Here is a 20933-nt window from a genome sequence, read left to right as displayed (position 1 = left end):
CTTTTTTACGTTTAAAACTATGGGTCATTTTCATGCAACAACAGTCACCCACCACTGCCCCCGACAATAAGCTGAAACGCGGCCTCAGTACGCGTCATATCCGTTTTATGGCGCTGGGATCGGCCATCGGCACCGGGTTGTTCTACGGCTCGGCGGACGCCATCAAAATGGCCGGCCCGAGCGTGCTGCTGGCTTACCTGATCGGCGGCATCGTGGCCTTTATCATCATGCGCGCCCTGGGGGAGATGTCGGTCAACAACCCGCAGGCCAGCTCGTTTTCCCGCTACGCGCAGGACTACCTCGGCCCGATGGCGGGTTACATCACCGGCTGGACTTACTGCTTTGAAATCCTGATCGTCGCCATCGCCGACGTGACCGCCTTCGGCATCTATATGGGGGTCTGGTTCCCGGAAGTGCCGCACTGGATCTGGGTGCTGAGCGTGGTGCTGATCATCGGCGCCATCAACCTGATGAGCGTCAAGGTGTTCGGCGAGCTGGAGTTTTGGTTCTCGTTCTTCAAAGTCGCCACCATCATCATCATGATCGTGGCCGGCATCGGCATCATCATCTGGGGCATCGGCAACGGCGGGCAACCGACCGGCATTCATAACCTGTGGTCGAACGGCGGCTTCTTCAGCAACGGTTTTATCGGCATGATCCTGTCGCTGCAGCTGGTGATGTTCGCTTACGGCGGCATTGAAATCATCGGCATCACCGCCGGCGAAGCCAAAGATCCGAAAAAATCGATTCCGAAGGCCATCAACTCGGTGCCGTGGCGCATTCTGGTGTTCTACGTCGGCACGCTGTTCGTCATCATGTCTATCTACCCGTGGAATCAGGTGGGCACCAACGGCAGCCCGTTCGTGCTGACCTTCCAGCATATGGGCATCACCGTGGCGGCAGGTATCCTCAACTTCGTGGTGATTACCGCTTCGCTGTCGGCGATCAACAGCGACGTGTTCGGCGTCGGCCGCATGTTGCACGGCATGGCCGAGCAGGGCCATGCGCCGAAAATGTTCAGCAAGGTGTCGAAGCGCGGCATTCCCTGGGTGACGGTGGTGGTGATGATGCTGGCGCTGCTGCTGGCGGTATACCTCAACTACATCATGCCGGAGAGCGTGTTCCTGGTGATCGCGTCCCTGGCGACCTTCGCCACCGTGTGGGTGTGGATCATGATCCTGTTCTCCCAAATCGCCTTCCGCCGCAGCCTGAGCAAAGAACAGGTGAAGCAACTGGCGTTCCCGCTGCGCGGTGGGGTGTTCACCTCGGTGGTGGCGATCGTGTTCCTGGTGTTCATCATCGGCCTGATCGGCTACTTCCCGACCACGCGCGTCTCGCTGTACGCCGGCCTGGTCTGGGTGGTATTGCTGCTGGCGGGGTACTGGTTCAAGGTCAACCATCAGAAAAAACGCGCGCCGTTGGCGACGCAGCAAGACTGAATGGAAAAACACCGGCTAAGGCCGGTGTTTTTTTAGGAGCAGGCGTCAAGCGAAGTCCAGCTTGCGCAGTTTGGAAACGTCGATGGACTGCCTGGCCTGCCACAGATCGTAAGCATCCTGCATGCCCATCCAAACCTGTTCGGAACTGCCTATCACGATGGACAGGCGGATGGCCATTTCCGGCGAGATATCGGACTTTCCGCTGATCAGGCGTTGAACCGTGGAGGGCGCGACGTCCAGCGCTTTAGCCAGCGCACGCGCGCTGAGATTCAGCGTTTCCATGGTTTCTTTGATCAACTCGCCAGGATGAGGGGGATTATGCATGCGGTTCATTAGTGATAGTCCTCATAATTCACGATATAAACATCACCCTCGACCAGTTCAAACGTGATACGCCAGTTGCCGGTTACGGTGACGGACCATTGCCCGCTGCGAGCGCCCGTTAGCGGGTGCAAGAAGAAGCCGGGCAGATCTACGTCATCAATCACTTTCGCCAGATCCAGCACGCTCAGCCGCAGCGCGATTTTCTTCGCCTGCTTGGCGTCGATACCCGCCGTTGAACCGGTTTCGAAAAACTTTTTGAGTCCCTTATGCTTGAAGCTTCTTATCATCCTGACGGCTCCATGAGTGTTGCGCTATACGCATCATAGCCAGGTGTTGCGTATGGCGCAACAAGATGGGGCGTTTTTTAACCTATTATGCCGGGCGTTTGTCTTCCGCTTCATCCTCCCCGGCGGCGCGCGCTTCGATACGCACGTCGCCGCCGTTAAGGCGTTCCTCCTCTTCCTCGCCGGCGCAGCGCGCCAGCACCTCGCGAATGTCTTGCATATTGCTGCTCAGGGCGCTCAGCGAAGGTTGCAGGTTGCGGGGCATGCGGCTTTCGTCCAGCGAAGCGCTGTGCAGGCAGCCGATAAACAGCAGGGTGGCCATCAGGGTAAACAGCCGGTGACGTAAGCGTTTCAGCAAGGGCTTTCCCTCTCGGTGGTGAAGATGATGGCGCATTAACGCCGTTTTCACCGGGGAAAAGAAGGGGATGGAGATATCTGCTGGCAATTGAAAGAACATCATTACCAGCAGACACAGTTACGTCAGCCGACGTCAGGAAGCGTTGGCGTTTTGTAGCAGCATGCCGCGCAGGTCATTGCCGGTTGGCGTTTGATGCACGCGCAGGCCGAACTCGTCGATCACCGCCAGGATATGGTCGAAAATATCCGCCTGAATGCTTTCATACTCCGCCCAGACCGTGGTGTTGGTGAAGGCGTAGATTTCCAGCGGCAGGCCTTCCGGCGTCGGCGCCAGCTGGCGCACCATCAGCGTCATGTTCTGGTGAATGCGCGGGTGAGCGCGCAGGTAGGCTTCCAGATAGGCGCGCAGCGTGCCGAGGTTGGTCAGGCGGCGGCCGTTGAGCGGCGAGGCCAGATCGATGGCAATCTCCTGATTGTGCCGGCTCAGCTCCTGGGTTTTATCGTTCAGGTAGCTGTGCAGCAGCGGGTTGCGCTGCAGGCGACGCTGTTCCTCTTGCGACAGGAAGTGCACGCTGCCGGTGTCGATATTCAGGCTGCGCTTGATGCGGCGCCCGCCGGATTCCGACATCGAACGCCAGTTTTTGAACGAGTCGGAGATCAGCGCGTAGGTGGGAATGGTGGTGACGGTATTGTCCCAGTTACGCACTTTGACCGTGGTCAGGCCGATGTCGGTGACCGCGCCGTCTGCGCCGTATTTCGGCATTTCCAGCCAGTCGCCGATCTTCAGCATATCGTTGGCGGAGAGCTGAATGCCGGCCACCAGGCCGAGGATCGGATCCTTGAACACCAACATCAGGACCGCGGTCATGGCGCCCAGGCCGCTGAGCAGCAGCAGCGGCGATTTGCCCATCAGCAGCGAGACGATCATGATGCCGATCAGGATCGCCGCCACCAGTTTCAGGCCCTGGAAAATGCCGCGCAGCGGCAGCTGATTGGAGATCGGGCTTTGGCGCAGCAGCGCCAGCAGCGTATCCAGCAGCGAGAACAGCGACAGCAGGGTGAAGGCGAGGATCCACACCTGTGCGGCGGTGACGATCACCGCCTGGGTCTGGCTGCCGCTCTGCAGCCACAGCGTCGCCTGGATGCTGATAATCACCCCTTGCAGCAGCAGCGCCACGCGCTGGAACAGTTTGTATTGGGTGATGGCCTGTTGCCAGACGCGCTGCGATTGCTGGCCGCGGCGCTGAAGGGCGGCCAGCACCACCCGGTGCAGCACCAGGTGGATCGCGACCGAGATCAGGACAATCAACCCCAATACCATCAACAGCGACATCACTCCGCCGAATTCCAAACCAAACTGTTCCAGCCAGCGCGTTATCTGTTGTTGCATTACCGCTCCTTAAAAAATGCGCAAAAAATATCCTGTAAACTTAAAACGCGTTAGCCTAAGGGGTAACGTGCAGGATTTGTACCTGTTTACCTTTTTTTACATCGGGTTAGCGTTATTTTTCGGTCTCCGCCCCCCGGCTCATCCCCGGGTTTTGCGGCCAGAGAGGAGGGGGAGTTGCACTTAACGTGGCATTGTTCGTTTCTTGAAGAACGCCGTCGATTTCGTTTGGTACAGCAGGAGAAACAGTATGCTTAACGCCTGGCATCAACCGGTCCCGCCTTTTGTGGTAAAGCAAGGGCAACGTTTGGATATCACGCTGTGGTTACAGGGGGATGAACTGCCGGAACGGGTGTTTTTGCGCGCCGAACCGGACAACGAAGAGTGGCTGCTGGTGATGAAAGCGCAGCGCCACGAGGGGATGCGGCGCTACCAGGCCAGCCTGACGCTGAATGAGGGCGAGCCGACGCGGCGTTACTGCTTCAAGCTGCTGTGGGCCGATCGCCAGCAGTGGTTCGGGCCGCAGGGCTGGTCGCCAACGCCGCCGGGGCAGCTGGCGCAGTTCGCCGTCGACGAACCTGACAACGGCCCCGAGTGGGTGGCGGATCAGCTGTTCTATCAGATTTTCCCCGATCGCTTCGCCAGCAGCGGCGGCGAGCACGGCATCCAGAGCGGCAGCTACCGCCATCACGCGGCCGGCGCCGAGGTGATTCGGCGCGACTGGCAGCACCCGCTGGAGGATCGCCACGCCGCCTCGACCTTTTACGGCGGCGATCTGGACGGCATCGGCGCCAAACTGCCGTATTTGCAGCAGCTGGGGGTGACGGCGCTGTACCTGAACCCGATTTTTACCGCACCGAGCGTGCATAAGTACGATACCGAGGACTATTACCAGGTCGATCCGCACTTCGGCGGCAACGCGGCGCTGCAGCGTTTGCGAGTGAGCACTCACAAGGTGGGCATGAAACTGGTGCTGGACGGGGTATTCAACCACACCGGCGACTCGCATCCGTGGTTCGACCGCCATCGTCAGGGCGAAAACGGCGCCTGTCACCACCCCGATTCGCCGTATCGCGGCTGGTTCAACTTTTACCCGGACGGCCGCGCGCTCGACTGGAAGGGCAACGCCAGCCTGCCGAAGCTCAACTTCGCCGAGCCGCAGGTGGCGGAAGCGATCTATCGCGGGGAAGGCAGCGTGGTGCGCCACTGGCTGCGCCCGCCGTACAGCATCGACGGTTGGCGGTTGGACGTGGTGCACATGCTGGGGGAGAACGGCGGCGCCACCGGCAACCTGCACCACCTGGCTGGCATCTATCAGGCGGTGAAGCAGGAGAATCCGCAGGCCTACGTATTGGGCGAGCACTTCGGCGACGCGCGCCGCTGGCTGCACGCCGGCGTGGAGGATGCGGCGATGAACTACATGGGCTTCGCGCTGCCGGTGCGGGCGTTCTTGGCGGGGCTGGACGTAGCCTATCACCCGGTGCGGCTGGACGCCGCCGGGTGCGCGCAGTGGATGGACGGCTACCGCGCCGGGTTGCCGCACGGCCGCCAGCTGATCCAGTTCAACCAACTGGACAGCCACGATACCGCGCGTTTTCTCACGCTGTTGCAGGGGAACGCGGCGCGCATGCAGATGGCGGCGGTGTGGTTGCTGAGCTGGATAGGCGTGCCTTGCCTCTATTACGGCGATGAGATTGGTCTGGACGGCGGCAACGATCCGTTCTGCCGCAAGCCGTTCCCGTGGGACGTCGGCGACTGGGACCGGCCGCTGCTGGCGCTGTTCCAGCGCATGGCGGCGTTGCGTAAACAGAGCGTGGCATTGCGTCGCGGCGGCTGTCAGGTGCTGTATGCCAGCGGGGAAACGCTGGTGTTCGTGCGCCTGTATCAGCAGGAGCAGGTGCTGGTGGCGCTGCAGCGCGACGGCAGCGGCCAGGCGCAGCTGCCGTACAACCCGCTGTTGGCGCGCGGCCCGTGGCGGCGTGTGGAAGGGCGGGGAGAGTTGAGCGAAACGGCAGGCGGGCTGCGCCTGCAGCTGGCGGAAGAGACGGCCACCGTGTGGCGCTGTGAAGGCTAAAGACACTGCGGGGGCCGAAGGGCCCCCGCGATAAAGGTGAGTAGGCGTTTACATCAGTAACCGACCGCAGAACCTGCCGGGCGACGCACGTCGTTGGCGCCGTACAGATAGCCTTCGCGCACCTTGCCGGAAACCGCCGAGTCGTTGCCGGAGTTGGCCGGGCTGACGCCCGCCGCACCCGGCAAGCCGACCAGAATCAGTTCGGCGGCGCCCCACGGCGTTTGCTCGACCATCTTATAGCCCATGCCGCTCAGCAGCTTCAGCGTATCGGCGGAAACGCCGCGCTGTTCGTAGTACACCTCATCCGGCAACCATTGATGATGGATGCGCGGCGCGTCCACCGCTTCCTGCGGCGCCATGCCGTGGTCTATCACGTTCAACGCGGTCTGCAGGGTGATGGTGATGATGCGCGAGCCGCCCGGCGAGCCCAGCACCATAAAGATCTTGTTGTCCTTGGTCACCAGCGTCGGGCTCATCGACGATAGTGGGCGCTTACCGGGGGCAATGCTGTTGGCGGTGCCCTGCACCAGCCCGTACAGGTTTTTCTCGCCCACTTTGACCGTAAAGTCGTCCATCTCGTCGTTGAGGAAGAAGCCGGTGCCCGGTGCGATCACTACGGCGCCGAAGCGGCCGTTGACGGTATAGGTGGTGGAGACCGCGTTGCCGTCGTGATCGACGATCGAATAGTGGGTGGTTTCCGGTTTCTCATGCGGTTCCATGCCGGGCTGTACGTTTTCCGACGGCGTGGCCTTGTCCGAGACGATTTTCTTGCGGATCTGCTCGGCGTAGCTCTTGCTCACCAGCCGGTCGATCGGGTTCTTGATGAATTCCGGGTCGCCGAGGTAGGTGTTGCGGTCCATGTAGGCATGGCGCATCGCTTCGGTCATGGTGTGAATGGCCGCCGCCGAGTTGAAGCCCATGCTTTTCAGGTCGTAGCCTTCCACCACGTTGAGGATTTCGCACAGCGTCACGCCGCCGGAGCTGGGAGGCGGCGCCGACACGAACTTGTAGCCGCGATAGCTGCAGGTAATCGGCGGCGTTTCGGTGACCTTGTAATTGGCGAAGTCGGTGGCGGTCAAGATACCGCCGCCCTGTTTGGCCGCCGCCTCCACCGCCTGCGGGATCTTGCCTTTATAGAAGGCGTCGGTTCCCCCTTTGGCGATGGCTTCCAGCGTATTGGCCAGATCGGTTTGCACCAGTTTGTCCCCCGGCTGCAGCGGGCTGCCGTCCGGGCGCAGGAAGATTTTGGCCGACTCGGGATCCTGTTTGAAGCGTGCGACGGTGGTGTCGAGGATATCGGTATCGGCGCGGGTCAGCACAAAGCCTTCGCGCGCCAGCCTGATAGCTGGCGCCAGCACCTGTTCACGGCTCAGCTTGCCGTACTTCTCACGCGCGGTTTCCATCCCCAGCACGGTGCCCGGCACGCCCGCCGCCAGATAGCCGTACAGGCTGGCGTCTTTCTTCACCTTGCCGTCGGCATCCAGATACATGTTGGCGCTGGCCGCCGCCGGCGCGGTTTCACGGAAGTTGATGAAGGTGTCGGTGCCGTCCGCCAGGTGAACGGTCATAAAGCCGCCGCCGCCGATGTTGCCGCAGCAGGGGTTAACCACCGCCTGCGCATAGCCCACCGCCACGGCGGCGTCGATGGCGTTGCCGCCCATCTTCAGGATATCCACGCCGACCTGCGAGGCCAGGTGCTGCGAGGTGACCACCATGCCGTTTTTGGCTTCCACCGCGGGGTTGGATGCCGCATACAGGCTGCCGCTGACCAGCAGCGCCGCCATGGTCAGGGGTTTGCTCCATTTCTGTAAAAACATAGTTATTCCTACCCTGTCAGTTTTTTATTGTGTTGTGTTTGCTTGCCGCTGTTCGCTTGCAAAGCGCGAGCCAGCGTTATTGATAGTAGCCGCTGATGGGCGCACGCGCGGCGAGCAGGGTGGGAAATGTGAGCGGAAACAGGGAAATAAAGCACTGAAGGTGGGCGGCCTGCCCCATAAAGGGGCATAAAAAAACCGGCCGCGTGGGCCGGTTGATTCACTATCAGGCTGAAATTACAGCTTGGCAGCGTTTTCAGACAGGTATTTTGCAACGCCGTCTGGGGAAGCGCCCATACCTGCTTTGCCTTTTTCCCACTGAGCCGGGCACACTTCACCGTGCTCTTCGTGGAATTGCAGCGCATCAACGGTACGGATCATTTCGTCGATGTTACGGCCGATTGGCAGATCGTTAACAACCTGAGCACGCACGATGCCGTCTTTGTCGATCAGGAAGGAGCCGCGCAGCGCAACGCCGGCTTCCGGGTGTTCGATGCCGTAAGCTTTCTGAATTTCACGCTTGATGTCAGCAACCATTGCGTATTTCACTTCACCGATGCCGCCTTTGTCGACAGGGGTTTTACGCCATGCGTTGTGAACGAACTCTGAGTCGAAGGAAACGCCAACCACTTCAACGCCACGCTTCTGGAACTCTTCATAGCGGTGATCGAAAGCGATCAGCTCGGAAGGGCATACGAAGGTGAAGTCCATTGGCCAGAAGAACAGGACGGCCGGTTTGCCGTTCAGGTGCTTCTTCAGGTTGAAGTTTTCAACGATTTCGCCGCTACCCAGTACGGCAGCTGCAGTGAAGTCAGGGGCTTGACGAGTTACCAGGACCATAATTACTCCTGTAATAGGTGTTAAAGGGTGGATGTAAAAACAAGGGCCAGTATAGGGGCCGCGACTTGGTGAATAAAGGGTAAAAGACCAATCGATGAGATAGCTTTCACCTATCAAAGTCGTTGATATAATTTAGCGAGCTTTAAAAATAACCTTTTCCCACAAAAGGGCAAGCGGCAAAACGTAAATTCTTGCAAGGCGTTGCAATTTCAAGGGCTTGAGCTTGACCTCAGAGCGTTTTGTCCTTCGCCTGCCGCATCATTTGCGGGTAAAACTGCCAGAACTGTGTTTCAAGCTGATGATAATGTTGCTCGACGTCGGCGAACGAACCGGCCAGCGCCTCGAGGCGCGGGCGGCGGCTGGCCATGCCCTGCAGCACCCGGGCGATGAACGGCAATTCGGCGTAGCGCTCCAGCCAGCGTTCCTGCCACAGGTAGCCGTTCAGGTTCTGAAAGCGCGGCGGCGTGAGCGGCAGAAAAGGTTCGATCTGGCTGCGGGCTTCCTGGGTAAACTGGTGCAGGTCGCGCGAAGGCTCGAGCTGCTGCCAGTGGCGCGCCAGAAAATGGTCCCACACCACGTCGAGGGTGATCGGCGCCACGCGGCGGTAGGGGGCGCTGAAATAGTCGCGGCTGGCTTTGACCTGCGGCAGGCTGTCGGTCAGCACGTCGACGCGGCGGTGCATCATGATGCCGGCCACCACCTCGGGCTGGTAGTCGGCGGCGGGGTTGCCACGCACGAAATCGGCCAGCAGGTTGCCCAGCAGCGAGCTGTCCGCCAGCATGGCCAGGTGAAGATGAGCGAGAAAATTCATCCCTCAACTATACCCGAAGTCAGGCAAATCCTCCTTATTTCTTGCCGCTGACCGCCCCCGGCTTTAGACTAGGCCGCCTGTTTTTTACCAACCAGCCCTAAATTGAAGAAGTGAATACCCATGCGCGTCGCTGATTTTTCGTTTGAACTTCCCGAATCCCTGATTGCCCACTATCCCCAGGCCGAACGCAGCGCATGCCGCCTGCTGCAGCTGGACGGGCCGAGCGGGGCGCTGACGCACGGCGTATTCACCGATCTGCTGGATAAGCTGGAAACCGGCGACCTGCTGGTGTTCAACAATACCCGCGTGATCCCGGCGCGCATGTTCGGCCGCAAGGTCAGCGGCGGCAAGATTGAGGTGCTGGTGGAGCGCGTGCTGGACGACCATCGCGTGCTGGCGCACGTGCGCGCGTCGAAAGCGCCGAAGCCGGGCGCCGAGCTGCTGTTGGGGGATGACGAGAGCATCGCCGCCACCATGGTGGCGCGCCACGAGACGCTGTTCGAGCTGCGCTTCAACGACGAGCGCGACGTGTTCACTATCCTCAACGCCGCCGGCCACATGCCGCTGCCGCCTTATATCGCCCGCCCGGATGAAGACGCCGACCGCGAGCTGTATCAGACGGTCTACAGCGAGAAGCCCGGCGCGGTTGCCGCGCCGACCGCCGGCCTGCACTTCGACGAGCCGCTGCTGGCGGCGCTGCGCGCCAAGGGCGTGGAAATGGCGTTCGTGACGCTGCACGTCGGCGCCGGCACCTTCCAGCCGGTGCGCGTGGAAACCATCGAAGATCACGTGATGCACGCCGAATACGCCGAAGTGCCGCAGGAGGTGGTCGATGCGGTGCTGGCCTGCAAGGCGCGCGGCAAACGCGTCGTAGCGGTGGGCACCACCTCGGTACGCTCGCTGGAAAGCGCCGCGGCGGCCAGCAAAGAAGCGCTGATTGCGCCGTTCTTCGGCGATACCAGCATCTTTATCTATCCGGGCTATCACTATCAGGTGATCGACGCGCTGGTGACCAATTTCCACCTGCCGGAATCGACCCTGATCATGCTGGTGTCGGCCTTCGCCGGCTATAAAAATACCATGAACGCCTATCAGCAGGCGGTGGCCGAGCAGTATCGCTTTTTCAGCTACGGCGATGCGATGTTCATCAGCCGTAACCCGCAGGCGGAAAACGAGTCCGTCGGCGGTTAATTTCCCGGGCTGCGCGCACGGCGCGGCCCCGTTTCAACGACATCAGACTGTTTCTCTGATGCTGGAGGTTTTGTGAAGTACGAACTACAAACTACCGATGGCCGCGCGCGTCGCGGCCGCCTGATCTTCGACCGCGGCGTGGTGGAGACCCCGGCCTTTATGCCGGTCGGCACCTACGGCACGGTCAAGGGCATGACGCCGGAAGAAGTGAAAGAAACCGGCGCGCAGATCCTGCTGGGCAACACTTTCCACCTGTGGCTGCGCCCGGGCCAGGAGATCATGAAACTGCACGGCGACCTGCACGATTTCATGCAGTGGCATGGGCCGATCCTTACCGATTCCGGCGGTTTCCAGGTGTTCAGCCTGGGGGCGATGCGCAAGATCAAAGAGGAAGGCGTGTACTTCCGCAACCCGATCAATGGCGACAAGGTGTTCCTGAGCCCGGAAAAATCGATGGAAATCCAGTATGACCTGGGTTCCGACATCGTGATGATCTTCGATGAATGTACGCCGTACCCGGCCGACAGGGACTACGCTAAGCGTTCGATGGAAATGTCGCTGCGCTGGGCGGAGCGCAGCCGCAAGCGATTCGACGAGCTGGAAAATAAAAATGCGCTGTTCGGCATCATTCAGGGCGGCGTTTACGAAGATTTACGTGATGTTTCAGTCAAAGGGCTGGTGGATATCGGCTTTGACGGGTACGCTGTGGGCGGCTTGGCTGTAGGCGAGCCGAAAGAGGATATGCATCGCATTCTTGAACACGTTTGCCCGCAAATTCCGGAAGATAAGCCACGCTATTTGATGGGCGTCGGCAAGCCGGAAGATTTGGTGGAAGGCGTGCGTCGCGGCATCGACATGTTCGACTGCGTCATGCCGACCCGCAACGCCCGCAACGGCCATTTGTTCGTGACTGACGGTGTGGTAAAAATCCGTAATGCCAAGCACAAGGATGATACTTCTCCGCTGGATAAGGACTGTGATTGCTACACCTGTCGCCATTACAGCCGCGCCTACTTGCACCATCTCGACCGTTGCAACGAAATATTGGGTGCTCGACTGAACACGATTCATAACCTGCGTCACTACCAACGCCTGATGGCGGGTTTACGCCAGGCTATCGAAGAGGGTAAATTAGAGCAGTTTGTTGCGGATTTCTATGGTCGGATCGGCAAGCCGATTCCGCCTTTAAACGCTTGATCTAATAATTGATAACTTAATGAGGGAATTTCAATGAGCTTTTTCATTTCTGACGCCGTCGCATCCGCAGGGGCTCCGGCTCAGGGAAGCCCGTACTCTCTGATCATTATGCTGGTGGTGTTCGGCCTGATCTTCTACTTCATGATCCTGCGCCCACAGCAGAAACGCGCTAAAGATCACAAGAAGCTGATGGACTCCATCGGTAAAGGCGACGAAGTGCTGACCACCGGCGGCCTGATCGGTCGCGTGACCAAAGTGGCCGACACCGGCATCATCGCCATCGCGCTGAACGACACCACGGAAGTGATGATCAAGCGTGACTTCGTGGCGGCCGTTCTGCCGAAAGGTACCATGAAGGCCCTGTAATCTTTTTTCCCGAAGGGAATTGCCGTGCTAAACCGTTATCCTTTGTGGAAGTATCTGATGTTGATCGTGGTGATCCTCGTCGGTCTGCTTTATGCGCTTCCCAACATCTACGGTGAGGATCCGGCCGTACAAATCACTGGCGCGCGCGGCGTCGCCGCCAGTGAAACTACGCTGGACCAGGTCCGTACCGTATTAGAAAAAGACAACATCGCGAGCAAGTCGATTGCGCTGGAAAATGGCGCCATCCTGGCTCGCTTTAAAGATCCTGACGTTCAGCTGCGCGCCCGCGAAGCGCTGGTGACCGAGCTGGGTGACAAATTCGTCGTGGCGCTGAACCTGGCGCCGGCCACGCCGACCTGGCTGGCCATGCTGGGCGCAGAGCCGATGAAACTCGGCCTGGACCTGCGCGGCGGCGTACACTTCCTGATGGAAGTGGACATGGACACCGCGTTGAGCAAGCTGCAGGAACAGACCATGGATACCCTGCGCAGCGAGCTGCGCGAGAAGGGCATTCCTTACGCGTCTATCCGCAAGCTGGACAACAACGGCGTGGAAGTTCGCTTCCGCGACAATGCGGCCCGTGACCAGGCCATCAGCTACATCGGCCCGCGTCAGCGCGATCTGGTGCTGTCCGCCAACGGCGCCAACACCATGAAAGCCAGCCTGACGGACGCCCGTCTGAGCGAAGCGCGCGAATACGCCGTCCAGCAGAACATCACTATCCTGCGTAACCGCGTCAACCAGCTCGGCGTCGCCGAACCGCTGGTACAGCGCCAGGGCGCCGACCGCATCGTGGTCGAGCTGCCGGGCATTCAGGACACCGCGCGCGCCAAAGAAATTCTGGGCGCCACCGCGACCCTCGAATTCCGTCTGGTGAACACCAATGCGGACGCCACTGCGGCGGCCAACGGCCGCGTGCCGGGCGACTCCGAGGTGAAATACACCCGTGACGGCCAGCCGATCGTGCTGTACAAGCGCGTGATCCTGACCGGTGATCACATCACTGACTCCACCTCGAGCACCGACGAATACAACCAGCCGCAGGTTAACATCTCGCTGGACAGCGCCGGCGGCACGTCCATGTCCAACTTCACCAAGGACAACATCGGCAAGCCGATGGCGACCCTGTTCGTGGAGTATAAGGACAGCGGCAAGAAAGACGCCAACGGCCGTGCAGTGCTGGTGAAACAGGAAGAAGTGATCAACGTGGCGAACATTCAGTCGCGTCTGGGCAACAGCTTCCGCATCACCGGTATCGGCAACCCGAACGAAGCGCGTCAGCTTTCGCTGCTGCTGCGTGCGGGCGCGCTGATCGCGCCGATTCAGATCGTCGAAGAGCGCACCATCGGCCCGACCCTGGGTCAGCAGAACATCACCCAGGGTCTGGAAGCCTGTCTGTGGGGCCTGGTGGCGTCCATCGTCTTCATGGTGGTCTGGTACCGTAAGTTCGGCGTGATCGCCACCACGGCGCTGGTCGCCAACCTGGTGCTGATCGTCGGCGTGATGTCCCTGTTGCCGGGGGCGACGCTGACCATGCCGGGCATCGCCGGGATCGTGTTGACGCTGGCGGTGGCGGTCGACGCCAACGTACTGATTAACGAACGTATCAAGGAAGAGCTGAAGAACGGCAGGTCCGTTCAGCAGGCGATCCATGAGGGCTATAAAGGCGCGTTCTCCAGTATCGTTGACGCCAACATCACCACGCTGATCACCGCGATCATCCTGTACGCAGTCGGCACCGGTTCGATCAAAGGCTTTGCGATCACCACCGCTATCGGTGTGGCGACGTCCATGTTCACCGCGATTGTCGGTACCCGTGCCATCGTCAACCTGCTTTACGGCGGCAAACGCATTAACAAGCTGTCTATCTGAGGAGTGCGTTGTGGCACAGGATTATACTGTTGAGCAACTCAACTACGGCCGTAAAGTCTACGACTTTATGCGCTGGGACTACGTGGCCTTCGGCATCTCGTTGGTGCTGTTGGTCGCGTCGATCGCCACCATGTCGGTGCGAGGGTTTAACTGGGGTCTGGATTTCACCGGCGGTACGGTGATTGAAATCAACCTGGAGAAACCGGCTAATCTCGACCTGATGCGCGATACGCTGGAGAAGGCCGGGTTCCAGGATCCGATCATCCAGAACTTCGGCAGCAGCCGCGACGTGATGGTGCGAATGCCACCGGCGACCGGCACCGCAGGCCAGGAACTGGGCAACAAGGTGATCGGCGTGATCAACGACTCGGTGGATAAAAATGCCACCGTGAAGCGCATCGAGTTCGTCGGCCCGAGCGTGGGCAGCGAACTGGCGCAAACCGGCGGCATGGCGCTGCTGGTGGCGTTGATCTGTATCCTGATCTACGTCGGTTTCCGCTTCGAATGGCGCCTGGCGTTGGGGGCGGTTATCGCGCTGGCGCACGACGTGATCATCACGCTGGGCGTGCTGTCGCTGTTCCATATCGAGATTGACCTGACCATCGTCGCGTCCCTGATGTCGGTTATCGGCTACTCGCTGAACGACAGCATCGTGGTTTCCGACCGTATTCGTGAGAACTTCCGCAAGATCCGCCGCGGTACGCCTTACGAGATCATGAACGTGTCGTTGACCCAGACGCTGAGCCGTACGCTGATGACTTCCGGGACCACCCTGATGGTGGTGCTGATGCTGTACATCTTCGGTGGCGCGATGCTGCAAGGCTTCTCGCTGGCGATGCTGATCGGCGTGTCGATCGGTACCGTCTCCTCGATCTACGTCGCGTCCGCGCTGGCGTTGAAGCTGGGGATGAAACGCGAACACATGCTGCAGCAAAAAGTGGAAAAAGAGGGCGCGGATCAGCCTTCGATTCTGCCTTAACAACCGCAGTATTCAGCGATATGAGAAGGAGCGCCGATGGCGCTCCTTTTTTTTGCCTCGGGGGTCAGTGCTGCTTCACTACCGCCGGTTGGGCGGTTGAAACCAGACTGTGCAGACGGATATAGCCCAATTGTTCCGGCGTCAGGCCGCTGAAGCGCAGTTCGAAGTCCTGGCCGGGCTTCGGCAGCAGCGAATCGGCGCTGGCGATCGGTTGCGACAGCGCCTCGGCGGTCAACGGCCGGCCGGTGGCGTCGTCCAACTGGCCCCATTCCACCACGGCTTTGAACGGCGGCAGCGTGGCCTGAGAGAGGACGCGCACATGCAGCTGCGCCTGCGTGCCGTTGGCTTCGTTCTTGATGTGGCTCAGCGAAACGCTCAGTTCGCCGATACCGCTCTGCAAACGGGCGGCGCTTCGGGCCGCCGGCAGCAGATAGACGCCATTGTCGGAGTTCTGATTGAGCTGATTCTGCCGCTCCAGCGCGGTGGTTTGATCGGTCAGCACGCTCACTTTCTGGTTCAGCGCGGCGACCTGATGGCGCAACTGGGGCACGGCGGCGTTATGCGCGCAGCCCGCCAGCAACACGGCGGCGGCGAGCAGGGCGATTTTGGGGTAACAGGTTGTCATGACGGCGATTTCCTATGCTGAATCTCCTGTTATCAGCTTAGTCCGCCCGGAGGGGAAAGTCATATCGGCGCCGCTTCCCGGCCGCGTGTCGCAACAAATGGCCGCCGCTCTTTGTTGTGGCTGCACTTCGGGGTAAACTGCATTTATCTATAAAAAACGTTTATCAGGACGTGTTATGCATTGCCCTTTCTGCGCCGCCGTTGATACCAAAGTCATTGATTCCCGCCTGGTGGGGGACGGTTCGCAAGTGCGCCGTCGCCGCCAGTGTCTGGTGTGCAATGAACGCTTCACCACCTTCGAGGTGGCTGAGCTGGTGATGCCGCGAGTGATTAAAAGCGATGAGGTGCGCGAGCCGTTCAACGAAGACAAACTGCGCCGCGGCATGCTGAAAGCGCTGGAAAAGCGCCCGGTAAGCTCGGACGACGTGGAAAACGCCCTTAATCATATCAAATCCCAACTGCGCGCCACCGGCGAACGCGAAGTGCCGACCAAACTGGTGGGCAATCTGGTGATGGACGCGCTGAAAAAGCTGGATAAGGTCGCCTACATTCGCTTCGCGTCGGTGTACCGCAGCTTCGAAGACGTGCGCGAGTTCGGCGAAGAGATCGCCCGCCTGCAAGACTAAAGGATCTTTCATGCATCACGACGAACTTTATATGGCGCGCGCCTTCGAACTGGCGCGGCTGGGGCGTTTTACCACCGCACCCAATCCGAACGTCGGCTGCGTTATCGTGCGCGACGGCGAAATTGTCGGTGAAGGCTATCATCTGCGCGCCGGCGAGCCGCACGCGGAAGTGCACGCGCTGCGCATGGCGGGCGACAAGGCGCGCGGCGCCACCGCCTATGTCACGCTCGAGCCGTGCAGCCATCACGGCCGCACGCCGCCCTGCGCCGATGCGCTGGTGGCCGCCGGCGTAACCCGGGTGGTCGCGGCGATGCAAGATCCCAATCCGCAGGTGGCGGGGCGCGGGCTGTACAAGCTGCAGCAGGCCGGCGTCGAGGTGCGGCACGGCCTGATGCTGGCCGAGGCCGAAGCGGTCAACCTGGGCTTCCTCAAGCGCATGCGCACCGGTTTCCCTTACGTGCAGCTGAAGCTGGGCGCGTCGCTGGACGGCCGCACGGCGATGGCCTCCGGCGAGAGCCAGTGGATCACCTCACCCGAAGCGCGTCAGGACGTGCAGCGCCTGCGTGCGCAGAGCGCCGCCATTCTCAGCACCAGCGCCACCGTGCTGGCGGACGATCCGTCGCTGACGGTGCGTTGGGATGAATTGGACGCCGAGACGCAGCGCCTCTATCCGCGCGACAATCTGCGCCAGCCGCTGCGCATCCTGCTCGACAGCCAAAATCGCATTACTCCGCAGCACCGCGTGGTGCAGCAGCCGGGCGCCACCTGGCTGGCGCGCCTGGAGGCGGATGAACAGGCCTGGCCGCAAGACGTCGAGCAGTTTATCTGCCCGGCGCACGGCGGCGGCGTCGATCTGGTAGTGATGATGATGCTGTTGGCCAAGCGCCAGGTGAATTCAATCTGGGTGGAGGCGGGCGCAACGCTGGCCGGCGCGCTGCTGCAGGCCGGCCTGGTGGATGAGCTCATTTTGTACATCGCGCCGAAACTGTTGGGCGATAATGGCCGTGGCCTGTGCCACCTGCCGGGCCTGGAGCGATTGGCCGACGCGCCGGAATTCGTCTTTAGCGACGTGCGCCAGGTCGGCCCCGACCTGCGTTTGCGCCTGCGGGCGAAACACTGAATCTCGCGCCCGCGCGCCGGTTTTACAAAAGCGCCGCGCAGGCGATGAAAGAATATGATAGAATCCGCCCCCCTGCGGGGTATTGAACCCATTTTTAAGGAAAGCCCATGAAAGTTATCGAAGGTGTTGTTGCTACTCCAAAGGCCCGCGTGGCGATCGCAATTGCACGTTTTAACAATTTCATCAACGACAGCCTGCTGGAAGGCGCGATCGACGCGTTGAAACGCATTGGTCAGGTTGCTGACGACAACATCACCGTTGTCTGGGTCCCGGGCGCTTACGAGCTGCCGCTGACGGCGAGCGTATTGGCCAAAACCGGCAAATACGACGCGGTTATCGCGCTGGGCACCGTTATCCGTGGGGGCACCGCGCACTTCGAATATGTGGCGGGCGAAGCCAGCTCCGGCATCGGCAACGTTGCGATGAATGCCGAAATCCCGGTTGCTTTTGGCGTGCTGACCACCGAAAGCATCGAGCAGGCGATCGAACGCGCCGGCACCAAAGCGGGCAACAAGGGCGCTGAAGCCGCGCTGACCGCACTTGAAATGATTAATGTTATCAAAGCTATTAAAGCCTGAATTTAGTTAAGGGGAATTCCGTGAAACCTGCTGCTCGTCGCCGCGCTCGTGAGTGCGCTGTTCAAGCGCTTTACTCTTGGCAGTTGTCTAAAAACGACCTTGCCGATGTTGAACACCAGTTCCTGACGGAGCAGGATGTCAAAGATGTTGACGTCGCCTATTTTCGCGAGTTGCTGTCCGGCGCGGCAGTGAATGCAGGTATGCTGGACGAACTGATGGCGCCTTACCTGTCGCGTCAGCTCGAAGAGCTGGGCCAGGTGGAGCGCGCGGTGCTGCGCGTCGCGCTGTTTGAACTGAAAATGCGCGAGGATGTCCCTTACAAGGTGGCGATCAACGAAGCGATCGAACTGGCGAAAACCTTCGGCGCGGAAGACAGCCACAAGTTTGTGAACGGGGTGCTGGATAAAGTGGCGCCAACCCTTCGCAAGAAAAAGTAAAACATTAAGGCCGGCATTCCCGGCCTTAATTTCTTCTAGTGGAATATCGATATGGCATGCGGCGAATTTGACCTCATTGCCCGCTATTTTGACCGGTTCAAGCGTGTGCGCCGGGATGTACAGTTGGGCATTGGAGATGACTGCGCACTGCTGGCAGTGCCGGAAAAACAGCTGGTGGCCGTCAGTACCGATACGCTGGTGGCGGGCGTGCACTTTCTGCCGGACATCGATCCGGCCGATCTCGGCTATAAGGCGTTGGCGGTCAATCTGAGCGATCTGGCGGCGATGGGCGCCGATCCGGCCTGGCTTTCGCTGGCGCTGACCCTGCCTGAAGTGAACGAATCCTGGCTGAAGGCCTTCAGCGACAGCCTGTTCGATCAGCTCAACTATTACGGCATGCAGCTGATCGGCGGCGATACCACGCGCGGGCCGCTGAGCATGACGCTGACCATCCAGGGGCTGATCCCGGCCGGCCGGGCGCTGACCCGCAGCGGCGCGCGCATCGGCGACTGGATCTATGTGACCGGCACGCTGGGCGACAGCGCCGCCGGGTTGGCGATCCTGCAGGATCGTTTGGCGGTGACGGAAACGACGGCGCGCGATTATTTGGTCGCTCGCCATCTGCGGCCGCAGCCGCGGGTGTTGCAGGGGCAGGCGCTGCGCGATCTGGCCAGCTCGGCGATCGACATCTCCGACGGCCTGATTTCCGATCTGAAGCATATCCTTAAGGCCAGCGACTGTGGCGCACGCATCGTGCTGGACGAACTGCCGATGTCGCAGGCGCTGAGCAGCCACGCCGATGCCGAACAGGCGCTGCGCTGGGCGCTGGCGGGCGGTGAAGATTACGAACTGTGCTTCACCGTGCCGGAGATCAACCGCGGCGCGCTGGAAGTGGCGTTGAGCCACCTCGGGGCCGACTACACCTGCATCGGCCAAATTGGCCCGCTGTCTGAAGGCATCCGCTATTATCGCGACGATGAGGCGGTAGAGCTGGACTGGGCTGGGTTCGATCATTTCAACGCGGAGCCGGGCACCCATGGATGAAGCCAAGCGCCGGCTGCGGATGAGCAATCCGTGGCACCTGCTGGCCACCGGGTTTGGCAGCGGTTTGTCGCCGGTGATGCCGGGCACCATGGGATCGCTGGCGGCGATCCCGTTTTGGCTGCTGCTGATCCAGCTGCCGTGGCAGCTCTACTCGCTGACGGTGATGTTCAGCATCTGCATCGGCGTCTATATTTGCCACCGCACGGCAAAAGACATGAAGGTGCACGATCACGGCAGCATCGTCTGGGACGAGTTCGTCGGCATGTGGATCACGCTGATGGCGCTGCCGGTCAATGACTGGCGCTGGGTCGCCGCCGGTTTCGTTATCTTCCGCATTCTCGACATGTGGAAGCCGTGGCCGATCCGCTGGTTCGACCGCAACGTGCATGGCGGCATGGGCATCATGGTCGACGATATCATCGCCGGCGTGCTGTCCGCCGGCATCATCTACCTGATTGGGCACCACTGGCCGATCGGGCTGTTCTGACAGACGGGCGCGCCGTTTTGCGCCCGCTTCTCTTATTCAAATCCCGTCACCCGATGCGGCACGTAAGCCGTCTCCAGTTCTGCGACCTCTTGCGGCGACAAACTCAAATCGACCGCGGCGATTGCGTCATCCAACTGCTCGCTGCGTGAAGCGCCGACGATCGGCGCGCTGACCGCCGGCTTGTTCAGCAGCCAGGCCAGCGCGATCTGCGCGCGTGAAACGCCGCGTTCCTCGGCGAGGCTGGCGACGCGCTCGGCGATGATGGCGTCGATGCCTTCAGTTTCCTCGTACAGGCTCTTGCCGAACTGGTCGGAAACCAGCCGCGCGGTGGTTTCGCCCCAGGGGCGGGTCAGGCGGCCGCGCGCCAGCGGGCTCCACGGCAACACGGCGATGCCTTCGGCGGTACACAGCGGATGCATTTCGCGCTCTTCTTCGCGCTGGATCAGGTTGTATTGATCCTGCATGCTAACAAAGCGCGTCCAGCCGTGCAGATCGGCGGTATACAGCGCCTTGGCGAACTGCCAGGCGTACATCGAGGAGGCGCCGATGTAACGCGCCTTGCCGGCTTTCACCACGTCGTGCAGCGCTTCCAACGTCTCTTCCAGCGGCGTTTCGTAATCCCAGCGGTGGATCTGCAGCAAATCGACATAGTCGGTGCCCAGGCGCCGCAGGCTGTCGTCGATGGATTGCATGATGTTGGCGCGCGACAAACCGCGCTCCAGGTTGCTCAGCGGGAAATACACCTTGGTGGCGACCACCACGTCTTCGCGGCGCGCATAGTCGCGCAGCGCCCGGCCGAGGATCTCCTCGCTGCTGCCGTCGGAATAGCTGTTGGCGGTATCGAAAAAGTTGATGCCGGCTTCCAGCGCCTGTTTCAGCAGCGGGCGGCTGCTCTCTTCCGGCAGCGTCCAGGCGTGATTGCCGCGGTTCGGTTCGCCGTAGGTCATGCAGCCCAGGCAGATGCGCGAGACGTTCAGATCGGTGTTGCCCAGTTTCAGGTACTTCATGCTTGCCTCCCATTCGAAAGCTCAGACAGTAACTGTAGCGCGGATCCCGGAGGGCGGAAACGAAAACGCCCCCGA

22 protein-coding genes are annotated in these 20933 nt (G+C 60.6%); 13 read left to right on the top strand and 9 right to left on the bottom strand.

The features are described from left to right. Positions 1-32: 32 nt before the first annotated feature. Positions 33-1439, top strand: a complete 1407-nt coding sequence (gene proY, locus ACJ8HN_RS12975; protein WP_033653281.1) for a proline-specific permease ProY — start codon at positions 33-35, stop codon at positions 1437-1439. A gap of 45 nt (positions 1440-1484) precedes the next feature. Here the strand turns inward: proY and ACJ8HN_RS12970 are convergent, their stop codons facing one another. From ACJ8HN_RS12970 to ACJ8HN_RS12955, 4 genes are all read right to left on the bottom strand, one after another. After that, positions 1485-1772, bottom strand: a complete 288-nt coding sequence (locus tag ACJ8HN_RS12970) for a HigA family addiction module antitoxin (RefSeq protein WP_025160069.1) — start codon at positions 1770-1772, stop codon at positions 1485-1487. Continuing rightward, positions 1772-2050: a type II toxin-antitoxin system RelE/ParE family toxin gene (locus ACJ8HN_RS12965; RefSeq protein WP_019454217.1), complete on the bottom strand. Its 279-nt coding sequence runs from the start codon at positions 2048-2050 to the stop codon at positions 1772-1774. The genes ACJ8HN_RS12970 and ACJ8HN_RS12965 overlap by 1 nt, the downstream gene beginning before the upstream one ends. An 85-nt stretch (positions 2051-2135) precedes the next feature. Next, entirely contained in the window at positions 2136-2405 is a 270-nt protein-coding gene (locus tag ACJ8HN_RS12960; protein WP_033637289.1) for a hypothetical protein, read from the bottom strand. Between the two features lie 132 nt (positions 2406-2537). Beyond that, positions 2538-3794 carry a mechanosensitive ion channel family protein gene (locus ACJ8HN_RS12955; RefSeq protein WP_039566999.1) on the bottom strand — a complete coding sequence of 419 codons (1257 nt, stop codon included), beginning with the start codon at positions 3792-3794 and terminating at the stop codon, positions 2538-2540. Between the two features lie 247 nt (positions 3795-4041). Here ACJ8HN_RS12955 and malZ point away from each other — a divergent pair, with 247 nt between their 5' ends. Continuing rightward, complete coding sequence (gene malZ, locus ACJ8HN_RS12950; RefSeq protein ID WP_039566998.1) at positions 4042-5865, top strand: maltodextrin glucosidase; 1824 nt, start codon at positions 4042-4044, stop codon at positions 5863-5865. 53 nt (positions 5866-5918) lie between these two features. Here the strand turns inward: malZ and ggt are convergent, their stop codons facing one another. From ggt to ACJ8HN_RS12935, 3 genes are all read right to left on the bottom strand, one after another. Then, positions 5919-7682: a gamma-glutamyltransferase gene (ggt, locus tag ACJ8HN_RS12945; protein ID WP_442523497.1), complete on the bottom strand. Its 1764-nt coding sequence runs from the start codon at positions 7680-7682 to the stop codon at positions 5919-5921. 234 nt (positions 7683-7916) lie between these two features. Beyond that, entirely contained in the window at positions 7917-8519 is a 603-nt protein-coding gene (locus tag ACJ8HN_RS12940) for a peroxiredoxin C (protein ID WP_019454212.1), read from the bottom strand. Between the two features lie 229 nt (positions 8520-8748). Beyond that, positions 8749-9330 (bottom strand): ACP phosphodiesterase, encoded by a 582-nt coding sequence (locus tag ACJ8HN_RS12935; protein ID WP_442523496.1) that lies wholly within the window; start codon positions 9328-9330, stop codon positions 8749-8751. A 120-nt stretch (positions 9331-9450) separates the two neighbouring features. Here ACJ8HN_RS12935 and queA point away from each other — a divergent pair, with 120 nt between their 5' ends. The 5 genes from queA (at position 9451) to secF (ending at position 14935) form a co-directional block, all read left to right on the top strand. Continuing rightward, entirely contained in the window at positions 9451-10521 is a 1071-nt protein-coding gene (queA, locus tag ACJ8HN_RS12930; protein WP_442523495.1) for a tRNA preQ1(34) S-adenosylmethionine ribosyltransferase-isomerase QueA, read from the top strand. A 72-nt stretch (positions 10522-10593) separates the two neighbouring features. Further along, positions 10594-11718: a tRNA guanosine(34) transglycosylase Tgt gene (gene tgt, locus ACJ8HN_RS12925; RefSeq protein ID WP_442523494.1), complete on the top strand. Its 1125-nt coding sequence runs from the start codon at positions 10594-10596 to the stop codon at positions 11716-11718. Between the two features lie 33 nt (positions 11719-11751). After that, entirely contained in the window at positions 11752-12084 is a 333-nt protein-coding gene (gene yajC / locus ACJ8HN_RS12920; protein ID WP_004940391.1) for a preprotein translocase subunit YajC, read from the top strand. Between the two features lie 24 nt (positions 12085-12108). Beyond that, a complete protein-coding gene (gene secD / locus ACJ8HN_RS12915) occupies positions 12109-13956 on the top strand; it encodes a protein translocase subunit SecD (protein WP_072008390.1) in 1848 nt (615 codons plus the stop codon). A 10-nt stretch (positions 13957-13966) separates the two neighbouring features. Next, positions 13967-14935, top strand: coding sequence for a protein translocase subunit SecF (gene secF, locus ACJ8HN_RS12910; protein WP_019454209.1), 969 nt, complete (start codon positions 13967-13969; stop codon positions 14933-14935). Positions 14936-14999: 64 nt separating this feature from the next. Here secF and ACJ8HN_RS12905 read toward each other — a convergent pair whose 3' ends face one another. Further along, entirely contained in the window at positions 15000-15560 is a 561-nt protein-coding gene (locus ACJ8HN_RS12905; protein WP_172904929.1) for a DUF3251 domain-containing protein, read from the bottom strand. 175 nt (positions 15561-15735) lie between these two features. Between ACJ8HN_RS12905 and nrdR the strand changes: the two genes are divergently transcribed. From nrdR to pgpA, 6 genes are all read left to right on the top strand, one after another. Beyond that, positions 15736-16185: a transcriptional regulator NrdR gene (gene nrdR / locus ACJ8HN_RS12900; protein WP_004940387.1), complete on the top strand. Its 450-nt coding sequence runs from the start codon at positions 15736-15738 to the stop codon at positions 16183-16185. A 10-nt stretch (positions 16186-16195) separates the two neighbouring features. Further along, positions 16196-17305, top strand: a complete 1110-nt coding sequence (gene ribD, locus ACJ8HN_RS12895; protein ID WP_079656254.1) for a bifunctional diaminohydroxyphosphoribosylaminopyrimidine deaminase/5-amino-6-(5-phosphoribosylamino)uracil reductase RibD — start codon at positions 16196-16198, stop codon at positions 17303-17305. Positions 17306-17412: 107 nt separating this feature from the next. Beyond that, positions 17413-17883 (top strand): 6,7-dimethyl-8-ribityllumazine synthase, encoded by a 471-nt coding sequence (ribH, locus tag ACJ8HN_RS12890; protein ID WP_033637299.1) that lies wholly within the window; start codon positions 17413-17415, stop codon positions 17881-17883. 20 nt (positions 17884-17903) lie between these two features. Next, a complete protein-coding gene (gene nusB, locus ACJ8HN_RS12885) occupies positions 17904-18320 on the top strand; it encodes a transcription antitermination factor NusB (RefSeq protein WP_004940384.1) in 417 nt (138 codons plus the stop codon). A 51-nt stretch (positions 18321-18371) separates the two neighbouring features. Then, entirely contained in the window at positions 18372-19364 is a 993-nt protein-coding gene (thiL, locus tag ACJ8HN_RS12880) for a thiamine-phosphate kinase (RefSeq protein ID WP_033637301.1), read from the top strand. Next, positions 19357-19851, top strand: coding sequence for a phosphatidylglycerophosphatase A (pgpA, locus tag ACJ8HN_RS12875; protein WP_033634010.1), 495 nt, complete (start codon positions 19357-19359; stop codon positions 19849-19851). Before thiL ends, pgpA begins: the two co-directional genes overlap by 8 nt. A 32-nt stretch (positions 19852-19883) precedes the next feature. Here pgpA and ACJ8HN_RS12870 read toward each other — a convergent pair whose 3' ends face one another. After that, entirely contained in the window at positions 19884-20858 is a 975-nt protein-coding gene (locus ACJ8HN_RS12870) for an aldo/keto reductase (protein WP_060422039.1), read from the bottom strand. Positions 20859-20933 lie beyond the last annotated feature (75 nt).

Origin of the sequence: Serratia sp. CY29653 (genome assembly GCF_052169255.1) — a bacterium.
In the GTDB taxonomy this organism is placed as follows: domain Bacteria; phylum Pseudomonadota; class Gammaproteobacteria; order Enterobacterales; family Enterobacteriaceae; genus Serratia; species Serratia sarumanii.
The sequence above is the reverse complement of the archived record's forward strand: the minus strand, read 5'-3'. Positions and strand labels throughout refer to the sequence as shown.

Bases quoted from the DNA above. Each gene is read 5' to 3' on its own strand.
- proY (WP_033653281.1), top strand. From the start codon at position 33: ATGCAACAACAGTCACCCACCACTGCCCCCGACAATAAGCTGAAACGC.
- ACJ8HN_RS12970 (WP_025160069.1), bottom strand. From the start codon at position 1,772: ATGAACCGCATGCATAATCCCCCTCATCCTGGCGAGTTGATCAAAGAA.
- ACJ8HN_RS12965 (WP_019454217.1), bottom strand. From the start codon at position 2,050: ATGATAAGAAGCTTCAAGCATAAGGGACTCAAAAAGTTTTTCGAAACC.
- ACJ8HN_RS12955 (WP_039566999.1), bottom strand. From the start codon at position 3,794: ATGCAACAACAGATAACGCGCTGGCTGGAACAGTTTGGTTTGGAATTC.
- malZ (WP_039566998.1), top strand. From the start codon at position 4,042: ATGCTTAACGCCTGGCATCAACCGGTCCCGCCTTTTGTGGTAAAGCAA.
- ggt (WP_442523497.1), bottom strand. From the start codon at position 7,682: ATGTTTTTACAGAAATGGAGCAAACCCCTGACCATGGCGGCGCTGCTG.
- ACJ8HN_RS12940 (WP_019454212.1), bottom strand. From the start codon at position 8,519: ATGGTCCTGGTAACTCGTCAAGCCCCTGACTTCACTGCAGCTGCCGTA.
- ACJ8HN_RS12935 (WP_442523496.1), bottom strand. From the start codon at position 9,330: ATGAATTTTCTCGCTCATCTTCACCTGGCCATGCTGGCGGACAGCTCG.
- queA (WP_442523495.1), top strand. From the start codon at position 9,451: ATGCGCGTCGCTGATTTTTCGTTTGAACTTCCCGAATCCCTGATTGCC.
- yajC (WP_004940391.1), top strand. From the start codon at position 11,752: ATGAGCTTTTTCATTTCTGACGCCGTCGCATCCGCAGGGGCTCCGGCT.
- ACJ8HN_RS12905 (WP_172904929.1), bottom strand. From the start codon at position 15,560: ATGACAACCTGTTACCCCAAAATCGCCCTGCTCGCCGCCGCCGTGTTG.
- nrdR (WP_004940387.1), top strand. From the start codon at position 15,736: ATGCATTGCCCTTTCTGCGCCGCCGTTGATACCAAAGTCATTGATTCC.
- ribD (WP_079656254.1), top strand. From the start codon at position 16,196: ATGCATCACGACGAACTTTATATGGCGCGCGCCTTCGAACTGGCGCGG.
- ribH (WP_033637299.1), top strand. From the start codon at position 17,413: ATGAAAGTTATCGAAGGTGTTGTTGCTACTCCAAAGGCCCGCGTGGCG.
- thiL (WP_033637301.1), top strand. From the start codon at position 18,372: ATGGCATGCGGCGAATTTGACCTCATTGCCCGCTATTTTGACCGGTTC.
- pgpA (WP_033634010.1), top strand. From the start codon at position 19,357: ATGGATGAAGCCAAGCGCCGGCTGCGGATGAGCAATCCGTGGCACCTG.
- ACJ8HN_RS12870 (WP_060422039.1), bottom strand. From the start codon at position 20,858: ATGAAGTACCTGAAACTGGGCAACACCGATCTGAACGTCTCGCGCATC.